This window comes from Nocardioides caricicola (assembly GCF_039541135.1).
Classification (GTDB): domain Bacteria; phylum Actinomycetota; class Actinomycetes; order Propionibacteriales; family Nocardioidaceae; genus Nocardioides; species Nocardioides caricicola.
Genome location: NZ_BAABFQ010000003.1, coordinates 1,074,828 through 1,088,205, shown reverse-complemented (window position 1 = coordinate 1,088,205; position 13,378 = coordinate 1,074,828). Strand labels below are relative to the sequence as shown.

General features: G+C 71.8%; 7 protein-coding genes. 4 read left to right on the top strand and 3 right to left on the bottom strand.

The window, feature by feature from the left end; genetic code table 11:
- The first annotated feature begins 164 nt into the window (after window positions 1-164).
- Window positions 165-311: a hypothetical protein gene (locus ABD875_RS07095; RefSeq protein WP_345172641.1), complete on the top strand. Its 147-nt coding sequence runs from the start codon at window positions 165-167 to the stop codon at window positions 309-311.
- Between the two features lie 44 nt (window positions 312-355).
- On the opposite strand, the gene ABD875_RS07090 is transcribed toward ABD875_RS07095, so the two are convergent.
- Both ABD875_RS07090 and ilvD (ABD875_RS07085) read right to left on the bottom strand, forming a co-directional pair.
- On the bottom strand, window positions 356-1,093 hold the full coding sequence (locus ABD875_RS07090; RefSeq protein WP_345172639.1) for a phosphotransferase: 738 nt from the start codon (window positions 1,091-1,093) through the stop codon (window positions 356-358).
- A 9-nt stretch (window positions 1,094-1,102) separates the two neighbouring features.
- Window positions 1,103-2,950 carry a dihydroxy-acid dehydratase gene (gene ilvD, locus ABD875_RS07085; RefSeq protein ID WP_345172637.1) on the bottom strand — a complete coding sequence of 616 codons (1,848 nt, stop codon included), beginning with the start codon at window positions 2,948-2,950 and terminating at the stop codon, window positions 1,103-1,105.
- 45 nt (window positions 2,951-2,995) lie between these two features.
- On the opposite strand from ilvD (ABD875_RS07085), the gene ilvD (ABD875_RS07080) reads away from it, so the two are divergent.
- On the top strand, window positions 2,996-4,681 hold the full coding sequence (ilvD, locus tag ABD875_RS07080; protein ID WP_345172635.1) for a dihydroxy-acid dehydratase: 1,686 nt from the start codon (window positions 2,996-2,998) through the stop codon (window positions 4,679-4,681).
- On the opposite strand, the gene ABD875_RS07075 is transcribed toward ilvD (ABD875_RS07080), so the two are convergent.
- Window positions 4,678-5,568 carry an aldose 1-epimerase family protein gene (locus ABD875_RS07075; protein ID WP_345172633.1) on the bottom strand — a complete coding sequence of 297 codons (891 nt, stop codon included), beginning with the start codon at window positions 5,566-5,568 and terminating at the stop codon, window positions 4,678-4,680. The genes ilvD (ABD875_RS07080) and ABD875_RS07075 overlap by 4 nt on opposite strands.
- A gap of 26 nt (window positions 5,569-5,594) precedes the next feature.
- Here ABD875_RS07075 and xylB point away from each other — a divergent pair, with 26 nt between their 5' ends.
- Complete coding sequence (gene xylB / locus ABD875_RS07070; protein ID WP_345172631.1) at window positions 5,595-6,992, top strand: xylulokinase; 1,398 nt, start codon at window positions 5,595-5,597, stop codon at window positions 6,990-6,992.
- Window positions 6,993-7,071: 79 nt separating this feature from the next.
- Complete coding sequence (locus tag ABD875_RS07065) at window positions 7,072-13,377, top strand: cadherin domain-containing protein (protein WP_345172629.1); 6,306 nt, start codon at window positions 7,072-7,074, stop codon at window positions 13,375-13,377.
- The last annotated feature ends 1 nt before the right edge of the window (window position 13,378 follow it).

Here is a 13,378-nt window from a genome sequence, read left to right as displayed (position 1 = left end):
CCGCCACCCAGCCAGCGGCATGATCACCACAACCACCCTGTCCGGATAACTCAGGACGGCTCACGCTGACGTTCCCGACCTGCGTGTTCCCCACCTGCAGCCGCCCCTCACGCACCGCCGACACCGACCACATCACCGAGTACCCGACCGGTCGCACCGAGACAGTGAATCTCGCCCCCCTGTGCCGCGGACACCACCGCCTCAAGACCCACACCACCTGGACCTACCACCGCATCGGCCCCACCACCTTCGTGTGGACCAGCCCCCACGGCCACACCTACCTCGTCGACACCGACCGACATACCCACTGACCACCACCCCGCCGACCACGGCCGGCGGGGCATCAGTCGCGGGGTCAGATCAGAGCTTCGGTCCAGGTGCGCTCGTGCTGGGCGATGAAGCCCGCGGCGGCGCTCCAGTGCGCTCCGTGTCCCCCCAGGTACATCGATCCCCAGGGTTCCACGCCCGACTCGTGGGAGCTGCGAAGCAGGTCGTGCATCGCCAGTGCGCGCTGCGCCATCGTGGTCGGTAGTGCGGAGCGCAGGTGGGCGTCGGCGCCGTAGCCCTCGACGAACGCGGCCAAGCGGGCGCCGGCACGTTCGGGGTCCTCGCCGGCGAACAGCCCGCCGAACGAGATCGCGGCGTACGCCAGGTCCCACAGCCGCGTGCTCGGGCCGGAGCCGTCCCAGTCGATGAAGACCAGGCGCTCGCCGTCGATGACCAGGTTCCAGGTCGCGAGGTCGTTGTGGCACAGCAGGTCCGGGCGGACCGCCGGCAGCAGGACCGGCCATGCGTCGGGGACGGGCAGGTCGGCACTCGCGTCGTGAATGGCGCGGACGAGGGCGCCGATCCGGCCGAGCAGGGAGTCGTCGAGTGGCAGGAGGTCGATCGCGACGGTGCCGGGCACGTACTCGACGGCCAACCGTCCGTGCTGGTCGCGGCCGCGTGGTTCGGGGACGTCGATGCCTCGGTCCCGCAACGAGCGCATGTACCCGACGGTCAGGTCGGTCGTCGGGAGCCACGGCTTGCGGACCGTGTCCCCGACGCGGACGACGCCGGCAGAGGAGTTCCCTCCCGTCAGTGCTTCGTCCAAGGGCTCAGCTCACTCCGGGACGAGCCGGTACGCCCCGTCGGAGGCCGCGGTGGCCATCAGGGCGTAGGCCCGCAGGGCCGCCGACACCGGCCGGTCGCGGTCGACCGGGGTGAACGGCTTGTCGCGCTTCTCCTGGGCGGCCCGGCGCTGGTCGAGGACGAGCGGGTCGACGTCGAGGACGATCGAGCGGTTCGGTATGTCGATGGTGATCGTGTCGCCGTCCTCGACGAGCGCGATCGTGCCGCCGCCCGCAGCCTCGGGGGAGACGTGGCCGATCGACAGGCCGGACGTGCCGCCGGAGAAGCGGCCGTCGGTGAGCAGCGCGCACTGCTGGCCGAGGCCCAGACCCTTGAGGTACGACGTGGGGTAGAGCATCTCCTGCATGCCGGGGCCGCCCTTGGGGCCCTCGTAGCGGATGACCACCACTTGGCCGGCCTTGACCTGCTTGGACAGGATCCCGGCGACCGCGTCGTCCTGGCTCTCGAAGACGATCGCGGTGCCGGTGAACGTCCAGATCTCCTCGGGCACGCCCGCGGTCTTCACGACGCAGCCGTCCTCGGCGAGGTTGCCCTTGAGGATCGCGAGCCCGCCGTCGCGGGTGTAGGCGTGCTCGACGTCGCGGATGCAGCCCTCGGCCGCGTCGGTGTCCAGGGAGCTCCACCGGTTGTCGGTGGAGAACGCCTCGGTCGTGCGCACACCACCGGGAGCGGCGTGGAACAGGTCGAGCGCGGTCTGGCTGGCCTTCCCGCCGCGGATGTCCCACTCGTCGAGCCACTGCTGCAGCGACGGGCTGTGCACCGCGTGGACGCCGGTGTTGAGCATGCCGCCGCGGTTGAGCTCGCCCAGCAGCGCCGGGATGCCGCCGGCGCGGTGGACGTCCTCCATGTGGTACTTCGGCGTGTTCGGGGCGACCTTGGACAGGCACGGCACCCGGCGCGAGACCGCGTCGATGTCGTCGACCGAGAACGTCATGCCGGCCTCGCGCGCGGCCGCGAGCAGGTGCAGCACGGTGTTGGTCGAGCCGCCCATCGCGACGTCCAGCGCGAAGGCGTTCTCGAACGCCTCGTGGGTGGCGATGTTGCGCGGCAGGACCGACTCGTCGTCGTCCTCGTAGTAGCGCTTGGCCAGGTCGACGACCACGCGACCGGCCTCCTCGAAGAGGGCGCGGCGGGCGCTGTGGGTGGCGAGGGTCGAGCCGTTCCCGGGCAGGGACAGGCCGATCGCCTCGGTGAGGCAGTTCATCGAGTTCGCGGTGAACATCCCCGAGCACGAGCCGCAGGTGGGGCACGCGGAGCGCTCGACGATGTCGAGCTGCTCGTCGGTGACGGCGTCGTTGACGGCCAGCACCATCGCGTCGACCAGGTCGAGCTTGGAGTGGACGATGCCCTCGATCGCCTCGGTCTTGCCGGCCTCCATCGGCCCGCCGGACACGAACACCACCGGGATGTTGAGCCGGAGCGCAGCCATCAGCATGCCGGGCGTGATCTTGTCGCAGTTCGAGATGCAGACGAGCGCGTCCGCGCAGTGCGCGTTGACCATGTACTCGACGGCGTCGGCGATCAGCTCACGGCTGGGCAGGGAGTACAGCATCCCGGCGTGGCCCATCGCGATGCCGTCGTCGACGGCGATCGTGTTGAACTCCTTGGCGACGCCACCGGCCTCGGCGACCTGCTCGGCGACGATCTTCCCCAGGTCGCGCAGGTGCACGTGGCCGGGCACGAACTCCGTGAACGAGTTCGCGATCGCCACGATCGGCTTCCCGAAGTCCGAGTCCGTCATCCCGGTCGCGCGCCACAGGGCGCGGGCGCCGGCCATGTTGCGGCCCGAGGTCGACGTTGCGGAGCGGAGGATCGGCATGCTGCACAGGGTATGCGGATCGCGGTGAGCCTCTAGCCTGAGTCCATGACGGAGTCCACACCTGACATCAAGCCCCGCTCCCGCGACGTCACCGACGGTCTCGAGCGCGCCGCCGCGCGCGGCATGCTGCGCGCGGTCGGCATGGGTGACGAGGACTTCGCGAAGCCGCAGATCGGCGTCGCGTCGAGCTGGAACGAGATCACCCCGTGCAACCTGTCACTCGACCGTCTGGCCAAGGCGGTGAAGAACGGCGTGCACGCGGCGGGCGGCTACCCGCTCGAGTTCGGCACGATCTCGGTGTCGGACGGCATCGCGATGGGCCACGAGGGCATGCACTTCTCGCTGGTGTCGCGCGAGGTCATCGCCGACTCCGTCGAGACCGTGATGATGGCCGAGCGCCTCGACGGGTCGGTGCTGCTGGCCGGCTGCGACAAGTCCCTGCCCGGCATGATGATGGCCGCCGCGCGCCTCGACCTCGCCAGCGTCTTCCTGTACGCCGGCTCGATCATGCCCGGCCAGGTGGACGGCAACGACGTCACGATCATCGACGCCTTCGAGGCGGTCGGCGCGTGCCTGGCCGGCAAGATCACCCGCGAGGAGGTCGACCGCATCGAGCGGGCGATCTGCCCCGGCGAGGGTGCGTGCGGTGGCATGTACACCGCGAACACGATGGCCGCGGTCGCCGAGGCGATCGGCATGTCGCTGCCCGGCTCCGCCGCGCCGCCGGCGGTGGACCGCCGCCGCGACGGGTTCGCGCACCGCTCCGGTGAGGCCGTGGTCAACCTGCTCCGGCACGGCATCACCGCCCGCCAGATCATGACCAAGGAGGCGTTCGAGAACGCGATCACCGTGGTGATGGCCCTCGGCGGCTCCACCAACGCCGTGCTCCACCTGCTCGCGATGGCCCGCGAGGCCGACGTCGACCTCACCATCGACGACTTCAACCGGGTCGGCGACAAGGTCCCGCACCTCGCCGACCTCAAGCCGTTCGGCCGCTACGTGATGAACGACGTCGACAAGATCGGCGGCATCCCCGTCGTGATGAAGGCGCTGCTCGACGCCGGCCTCATGCACGGCGACTGCCTCACGGTGACCGGCAAGACGATGGCGGAGAACCTCGAGCAGCTCGCGCCGCCGGACCTCGACGACGACGTGATCCGCAGGCTCGACCGCCCGATCCACAAGACCGGCGGCCTCACGATCCTCAAGGGCTCGCTGGCTCCGGAGGGCGCGGTCGTGAAGACCGCCGGCTTCGACGACTCCGTGTTCACCGGCACCGCCCGCGTGTTCGACGGCGAGCGCGCCGCGATGGACGCCCTCGAGCGCGGGGAGATCGAGCCGCGCGACGTCGTGGTCATCCGCTACGAGGGACCCAAGGGCGGCCCGGGCATGCGCGAGATGCTCGCGATCACCGGCGCGATCAAGGGCGCCGGCCTCGGCAAGGACGTCCTGCTGATCACCGACGGACGCTTCTCCGGCGGTACGACGGGCCTGTGCGTCGGCCACATCGCTCCCGAGGCCGTGGACGGCGGGCCGATCGCGTTCGTGCGCGACGGCGACACCATCACCCTCGACGTCGCGAACCGGCTGCTCGAGATCGAGCCCGCCGGCGACGACTGGGAGCAGCGCAAGGTCGGGTGGGAGCCGCTGCCGCCGAAGTACACGCGCGGTGTGCTCGGCAAGTACGCCAAGATCGTGCAGTCAGCGGCCCACGGCGCGATCACGAGCTAGCACCCGAGCAGGAACCACGCCTGGTGCGTCTCGCCGGGCTGGAGCACGACCAGGTCGGTCCCGGAGTTGAACGCCTCCGGGGGACAGGTCATCGGCTCCAGCCCGAGGGTGGCGCGGTGCTGCGCGCCCTCGTGCGGGTCGGAGCTGAACAGGTGGACCCAGCCGAAGCCGTCGCCGAGCTCCATCCGCACCCGCTGCCCCGAGTCCGGGTCGGCGAGGGTCACGACGTTCGACGCCAGGTCGGTGAACGGGTGGTCGAGCACGACGTCGCCGATGGCGCGCCCGCCGCGGAAGTCGTACGCCGTGCCGTCGACCGGCTCGGGCGCCTCGGGCAGGCACCGCCCGTCCATCGGGCAGTACGTCGCCGCCTCCATCGTCAGGACGAGGTCGTCGAGCCTGCGGTCGAGCGTGACGTACGGGTGGTGCCCGGTGCCGTACCGCGCCGCGGTGGTGCCGGCGTTCGTCGCCCCCAGCGTGCAGCGCAGCCCGTCGTCGCCGAGCACGTAGTCGGCGGTCAGGTCGAGCGCGAACGGGTAGCCCGTCTGCGGCGGCAGCTCGTAGCGCAGCGACGCGCGGGTGTCGTCGTGGTGGACGACCTCCCACTCCACCCAGCCGGTGAGGCCGTGCAGCGCGTGGCCACGCGCCGGCTCGGTCAGCGCCAGCTGGTACGTCGTGCCCTCGTGCTCCCAGACGCCGTCGGCGATCCGGTTCGGGAACGGCATCATCACCCAGCCGCGGTACTGCGGGTTGATCTCGCCGACCGGCCAGCCCGCGACGACGTCCCGGCCCTCGTGGGTCAGCGAGCGGAGGGTGGCGCCGACGGTGACCACCTCGGCGCGGTAGTGGGCGTTGCTGAGGACCAGGTTGTGTCCCGACGGGTCGCGCATGCGCGAAGACTGTCAGAATCCCGACCATGGCGCTCGTAGCGGGGATCGACTCGTCCACCCAGTCCTCCAAGGTCGTCGTCTGCGACGCCGACACCGGCGAGCTGGTACGCAGCGGTTCCGCGCCCCATCCGGAGGGCACCGAGGTGCACCCGGACGCCTGGTGGGACGCGCTCCAGCAGGCGATCGCGGCCGCCGGAGGGCTCGACGACGTCGCCGCGATCGCAGTCGGCGGGCAGCAGCACGGCATGGTCTGCCTCGACGAGCACGGCGCGGTCGTGCGCCCGGCGCTGCTCTGGAACGACACCCGTTCCGCGCAGGCAGCCCTCGACCTGATCGACGAGCTGGGTGGGCCGCAGGCCTGGATCGACGCCGTCGGCCTCGTGCCGGTGGCGTCCTTCACGGTCACCAAGCTGCGCTGGCTGCGCGACCACGAGCCCGAGAACGCCGCGCGCGTCGCCGCCGTCTGCCTGCCGCACGACTGGCTCACCTGGAAGCTCTCCGGGGCCGAGTCCCTCGACACGCTGGTCACCGACCGCGGCGACGCGAGCGGGACCGGCTACTGGTCGCCGACGACCGGTGAGTACCGCCGCGACCTGCTCGAGCTCGGCCTCGGGCACGACGCCGTGCTGCCGCGCGTGGTCGCACCCGCCGAGGTCGCCGCCCACACGCCGGCCGGCCAGCCGCTCGGCCCGGGCACCGGCGACAACGCCGCCGCGGCCCTCGGCCTCGGTGCGGTGACCGGCGACGTGATCATCTCGATCGGCACGTCCGGGGTGGCCTGCGCGGTCGCGGACGAGCCGGTCGGCGACGTGAGCGGGGCGGTGGCCGGGTTCGCCGACGCGACCGGCCGGTTCCTGCCGCTGGTCGCCACCATGAACGCCGCCCGGGTCCTCGACGCCGCCGCGCGCCTGCTCGGCACCGACCACGCAGGGCTCTCCGAGCTCGCGCTGTCGGCCCCCGCCGGCGCGGGCGGCCTCGTGCTGGTGCCGTACCTCGAGGGCGAGCGCACCCCCAACAAGCCGGACGCCACCGGCGCGGTCCACGGGCTGCGGCTCGAGACCGCGAACCCGGCCTACCTCGCCCGCGCGTTCGTCGAGGGCATGATCTGCGGCCTGGCCGACGGGCTGGACGCGGTCCGCGCGCTCGGCACCCCGGTCGAGCGGGTCGTCATGGTCGGCGGCGCCGCCCGCTCCGAGGCGGTGCGCGAGATCGCGTCGGCGGTGCTGGGGCTGCCGGTCTCCGTCCCGCAGCCGGGGGAGTACGTCGCCCGCGGTGCGGCGCGGCAGGCCGCGTGGGTGCTCGCCGGCACCGCCGAGCCGCCGGCGTGGCCGCTCGCGGACGTGGTCCGGACCGAGGTCGCGGCGACGCCGTTCGTGCGGGAGCGCTACGCCGACGTGCGTGACCTCACAGCGAACAAGGTCTGACGAATTCCCCCATTCGGACCATCTACCTCCGTAGAGGGTGGCAGGCTGAGCGCGCCGTCTGTCGATCACGGGGGATTCGTTGCGGAAGCTGGTCTCGGGAGCGATCCCGATCGTCGTCGTCGCCTGCCTGCTCACCATCGTCGGGGTGTCCCCGGCCGAGGCCCGCGGGCCGCAGAAGAAGGGCCGCGGCGTCCTCGAGGTGGTGTGCGTCGACCGCGGTGACCAGTCGCTGCGCGTGCCGTCCGGCGCCTGTGCGCGTGACGAGGAGCGGGTCCGGGTCTCCGTGGCCGAGCGGCTCCGGGTCCGGCGCGGGCTGCTGGTGCCGAACAACGACGGCGCGTGGTTCTGCGCCGCGCCGGGGCGTGGCGCGCTCCGCGTGATCGACCGTCCCGGCCAGTGCAAGAAGGGCACCGCGCTCGAGTCGCGCAACCACCGCCCCGACGCGCCGGAGCTCTCCGACACCTCGGTCCCCGAGGGCGTGCCCGTCGGGACCGCGGTCGGCACGCTGACCGCCGACGACCAGGACACCGCGGACCGGATGACCTACCAGGTGATCGGTGGTGACGTCGACACGTTCCAGGTGGTCGACGGCGCTCTGGTCACCGCGGCCCCGCTCGACTTCGAGACCCGCACGGACTACCGGGTCCGGGTCCAGGTCACCGACCTGCTCGGCCTGACGCGCGCCGCGACGTACGACCTCACCGTCACCGACGCCGAGGAGAACCGGCCGCCGACCGACGTGAGCCTCGACGCCTCCGCGGTCCCCGAGAACGCGCCCGCCGGCACCCTCGTCGGTCGACTCGGCAGCACCGACCCCGACGCGGGCGACGCGCACACCTACACGCTGGTCACCGAGGCCGGCGTGCCGAACGCGAACCCGCTCTTCAGCATCGTCGGCGACCAGCTGCGCACGGTCGCGCCGTTCGACTTCGAGCAGGCCAGTGCCCTGGGCGTCCGGGTCCGCACCGACGACGGCGCGGGCGGATCCTTCGAGAAGGACCTCGCCGTCGCGGTCACCGACGCGCCCGACGCCCCGACCGGGATCACGCTCTCTCCCAGCACCGTCCGCGAGGGCGTCACCGGTCTGGTCGGCACGCTGACCGCCACCGACCAGGACGCGGACGAGCAGCACACGTTCAGCCTGGTCGCGGGCGGCCGCGACAACGCGATGTTCGCGATCAGCGGCAACCGGCTCGACCTGAGCACGCCGGCCGACTTCGAGTCGCGCTCGGAGCTCGTGGTCCGCGTGCGGGTCACCGACAAGGCCGGTCTCGCCTACGAGCAGCCGGTCACGGTGCGCGTGAGCGATGCGCCCGAGGCGCCGACCGGGGTCACGCTGTCGCCGTCGTCGGTGCGGGAGAACGAGCCGGCCGGCACCCTCGTCGGCGCACTCGCGGCGACGGGCGCGGACGCTGGCGGCGTTCAGTTCGCTCTCGTGACCGGCACCGGCGACGACGACAACGCTGCGTTCCGCATCCAGGGCACTGACCTGCTCACGACCGAGTCGTTCGACTACGAGAGCGACGCGGGCCGCTCGGTGCGCGTGCGCGCCACCGACTCCGAAGGCCGGTTCATCGAGTCGGTCCTGGCCGTCGCCGTCGTCAACAAGAACGAGGCAGCGACCCGGCTGGACCTCTCCAGCAGCACCGTGGCCGAGGACGCGGTGGTCGGCGCCGTGGTCGGCACCCTGTCGACCGACGACCCCGACCTGAGCGACCCGATCACCTACACGCTGCTCGACGACGCCGCCGGCCGGTTCGCCGTCGACGGCGACGAGCTGGTCACCGCGGCCGGCCTCGACCACGAGGTCGCGACGTCGCACACCGTCGAGGTGCGCGCCGAGGACGCCGGCGGCGAGCGCGTCGAAGGCACCTTCGTGATCGCGGTTCAGAACGTCAACGAGGCGCCGTCCGCCCCGGGCATCAACGACGACACCGTCGAGGAGAACCTCGCCACCGGGGCCGCGGTCGGCCAGCTCACCGCCACCGATCCCGACGGCGGGGACACCCTGAGCTACACGCTCGTCGCGGGGAACGGTGCTGACGACAACCACCTCTTCGAGGTCGACGGCACCACGCTGCGGACCTCCGCGGCATTCGACCACGAGACGAAGGCGACGTACTCGATCCGGGTCCGCGTCACGGACTCCGGCACGCCGGCCCGGTTCACCGAGGCCGTCTTGACCATCCACGTCGACGACGTGAACGAGGCACCGTCGCAGCCGTCGCTCAGCCCGTCGAGCATCGCCGAGAACCAGGCGCCCGGCACGCTGGTCGGCACGCTCTCGGCGAGCGACCCCGACGCCGGCGACGCGCTGACGTACGCGCTCGTCGACGGCCTGGACAGCGAGCACTTCTCGATCGTCGCCGGTGGCGTCTACGCGCTCGACAGCTTCGACTTCGAGGGCGAGGACAGCTACTCGATCGAGGTCGAGGTCACCGACGGTGACGAGACGGCGTCCGCGACGCTGACGGTCACGGTGACCGACGCGAACGACGCGCCGAGCGGCGTCTCGCTCGCGCACGCGAGCATCGCCGAGAACGCCGCCGCGCGTGCCATCGGCACGCTGTCCACCTCGGACCAGGACGCGGGCGACAGCCACACCTACTCGCTGCCCGACGGCGAGGCCGACAACGACGAGTTCGTGGTCGTCGGCGACGAGCTGCGGAGCGCAGGACCGTTCGACCACGAGACCCAGCCGACGCGCGAGGTGCTCGTGCGCTCGACCGACGAGGCCGGGGTCCACGTCGAGAAGACGTTCACGATCACCGTCGACGACGTCAACGAGGCGCCGACCGCGATCTCGCTGTCCGGGGACGAGGTCGACGAGAACGTCGCCGCCCAGGACGTCGGCACGCTCTCGGCGAGCGACCCCGACGGCGGGACCATGACCTACGCCCTCGTCAGCGGCCCCGGCGACGGCGCCAACGGGTCGTTCGAGATCTCCGGCACGACGCTGCGCGCGATCGCCGCGTTCGACTTCGAGACCCAGCCGACCCTGTCGCTGCGGATCCGCGTCACCGACTCCGGCGGCCTCAGTCACGTGCAGGTGTTCACGCTGGACGTCGTCGATGCCGACGACCGGCCCACCGGGCTGATCTTCCGGTCCGGCGGATCGATCGCCGAGAACCAGGCCGCCGGCACCGAGGTCGGCTGGCTCGACATCGTCGACGTCGACGGCCAGGACCCGGTGGTGTACTCCCTCGTCGACGGTGCCGGGGCGTTCACCGTCAGCGCCGCGGGCCAGGTCACCACCACCGGCGCGCTCGACTTCGAGACGACGCCGGAGGTGACGATCCGCGTCGCGGTCTCCGACGGCGACACGACCACCTACACCGGTGACGTGGTCGTGACCGTCACGAACCGCAACGAGAGCCCGTCCCGGGTGGACCTGTCGGCCACGTCGGTGGACGAGAACGAGCCCGCGGGCACCGTCGTCGGAACACTGACGGCCGTCGACTCGGACGCGGAGCCGCAGCAGCCGACGTTCGAGCTCGTGCAGGGCGACGCCCAGTTCGAGATCGACGGCAACAAGCTCGTCACCAAGGCGGCGTTCGACCACGAGACGACCGCGTCGTACGCCATCCGCGTCCGCGCGACCGACGCCGCGGGCGAGAGCGTCGAGACCTCGATGACGATCACGGTAGGCCAGGTCAACGAGACCCCGTCGATCACGCCGCCGACACTCTCGGTCGCGGAGAACCGGCCGGCGGACACGACCGTCGGCACGATCGTCGGGACCGACCCCGAGTCCGACGCGCTGACCTGGAGCCTGGTGAGCGGCACCGGCTCGGCCGACAACGCGAAGTTCACGATCACCTCGGCCGGCGTCCTGAAGACCGCCGCTGGTCTCGACTTCGAGACCGACGCGGAGCTGCAGGTGCGGGTCGCGGTCTCCGACGGCGCGCTCACGACCGAGCTCGCGGTCACCGTCTCGGTGCTCGACGTCAACGACGCACCGACGCCCGCGGACGACTCGTTCACCGGCGCGATCGGCAACACCACCGCGCGCTTCGGGGCAGGCAGCACCGGCGGCGCGCTGGCCTATACGACCCTGACCGGCACCGTGCTCACCGGCAACGACACCGACGCGGACGCGGGCGACACGGTCAGCATCGTCGCCAACGACGGCATCCCGACCGCCCTCGGCGGGGTCGTCGAGCTCGACGCCGGCGGCAACTTCATGTACTACCCGCCCGCGGGGGTGAAGAACCGAGAGGACCGGTTCTCCTACCAGGTCAAGGACAGTCAGAACGCCTACGGGACGGCCGAGGTCACCATCACGATCGCGGACCGCCGAGTCTGGTACGTCGGCTCCATCGGCGCGGGCGGCATCGCGGCCGGCACCTCGTCCGAGCCGTTCCCGAGCTTCACGCAGCTCAACGGCGTGAACGACGCCGACGGGACCGGCGACGAGATCTTCCTCTACTCCAACGTGACCGGTGCGCTGGCGCTCGAGCAGGACCAGCGCCTCCTCGGCAGCTCCGCCGGCCTGCCCGGGGTGACCCTGTTGTCGGGCATCCGCCCGCGGTTGACCGCGTCCAGCGCCGGATACGCGGTGTCTCTTGCCAACGGCTCGACCGTCGACGGCGTCGAGCTCTACGCCGACGGCGCCAACGACGTCGTGCGGGCGAGCTCGGTGACGACCGCGACCATCGCCTCCGGTGCGGCGATCAGGCAGGACGGCAGCGGCACGGCCGTGCAGATCAGCGGGGCCGCCGGTGGCGACATCCTCATCGGCTCGGCGGTCGCGGTGACCGCCACGGGACGCGCGGTCTCGGTGTCCGGCCGCACGAGCGGCACCGTCGCGTTCTCGCGCACGGTGAGCACCGCGAACGCGACCGCCGGTGGCGTCGCCCTGTCGGGCAACACCGGCGCGACCGTCAGCTTCGCGGCCGTGCTGCTGAGCGGCGTCGGTCCCGCCTTCAGCGCCACGGGCGGTGGCACCGTCACGGTGTCGGGCGTGAACAGCACCCTGCGGTCCACCGCCGGGACGGCGCTGACGGTCCAGAACACGACCATCGGTGCCGCCGGGCTCACGTTCCAGCGGATCGACTCCTCCGGCGGAAGCAACGGCATCCTCCTCCGGAACACCGGCACGTCGGGCTCGCTCACCGTGACCGGCAACTCGACGGGGATGTGCGGCGGCACCCTGACCGCCACGGGTGCCCCGAATATGAACCCTGTCGATGCCGACTGCACCGGCGGCCTCATCTCGGCCTCGACCGGTTCCGGCATCTCGCTGGAGAACACGACGGCGCCGTCGTTCACCCGGATCCGCGTCACGGGTTCCGGCGACGACGGCATCTCCGCCCGCAACGTCGCCGGCCTCACGGTCGTGAACAGCAACATCAGCTCGAACGGCAACGCCGAGGGCGAGAACGGCGTCGACCTCGGCGGCTCCGACGCCACGCCGTACGCCGGCGTCACCGGCACGGTGACGATCACCGACACGGCGATCGGCGGCTCCGGGGACACCAACCTGTTCTCGGGGACCTCGAGCGGCACCACGACGCTGTCGCTGCTGCGCAACCGGATCTACGGGACCACCGCCGCCGGGGCCAAGGACGGCATCCGGGTGCACGCGACCTCCGGTGGGACCGTCGACCTGACGGTCACCGGGAGCTTCGTCACCGGCAACGTCGGCGAGCAGGTCCAGGTCGTCTCCAGCGGCACCGGCACGGTGCAGCGGGCGGCGATCAGCCGGAACACGACCTGGGCCGGCGGTCGCGGGATCCAGCTCGCCGCGGGCGGCAATCCGTTCACGGGAACGCTCGCCTTCGACGTCGCTGACAACGCGATCAGGTCCATCAGCGGCCCCGCCGTCGCGGTGATCGGCACGAACGTCGACGGGACCGGGTACGCCGGGCACGTCCGTCGCAACATCATCGGTACCAACGGCGTCGCCGGCTCCTGCGCGAGCGCGGGCGACGGCGTCCTCGTCTCCACCGAGGACGGCTCCGGTGCACTCACGGTCGGCATCGCGGACAACACCGTGAACCGGTGCGTCGGACGAGGCGTCGCGGTCGAGGCCATCGGCACTGCGGCGGTGAACGCGACGGTCGTGTCGAACACCGTCTCGCTCGCCGACCCGACCTCGTCCGAAGCCCTCCGGGTCGAGCTCGGTGCCGGGATCACGGACACGGGGCGCTCGTGCCTGTCGGCCTCGGGCAACCTCCTGACCGGTGGTCCGGACAAGGTCGGAGACCTGCGCCTCGTCCACAACTACGGCGTGCTCGACGTGGCCGGGATGGTCGGTACCCCGAACGCATCCTCGGTGGTGCTCAGCCTCAGCAACGCCCACCCGGGGGCTGCCGTCTCGATCTCCAACGTCGGCGGCGGCACGTTCGCCGGCGTCTCGACCTGCCCCACGGCACCGAACTGAG

Excerpts from the sequence above, each read along its gene's own strand:
- ABD875_RS07075 (WP_345172633.1), bottom strand. The coding sequence starts at position 5,568 with ATGCGCGACCCGTCGGGACACAACCTGGTCCTCAGCAACGCCCACTAC.
- xylB (WP_345172631.1), top strand. The coding sequence starts at position 5,595 with ATGGCGCTCGTAGCGGGGATCGACTCGTCCACCCAGTCCTCCAAGGTC.
- ilvD (WP_345172635.1), top strand. The coding sequence starts at position 2,996 with ATGACGGAGTCCACACCTGACATCAAGCCCCGCTCCCGCGACGTCACC.
- ilvD (WP_345172637.1), bottom strand. The coding sequence starts at position 2,950 with ATGCCGATCCTCCGCTCCGCAACGTCGACCTCGGGCCGCAACATGGCC.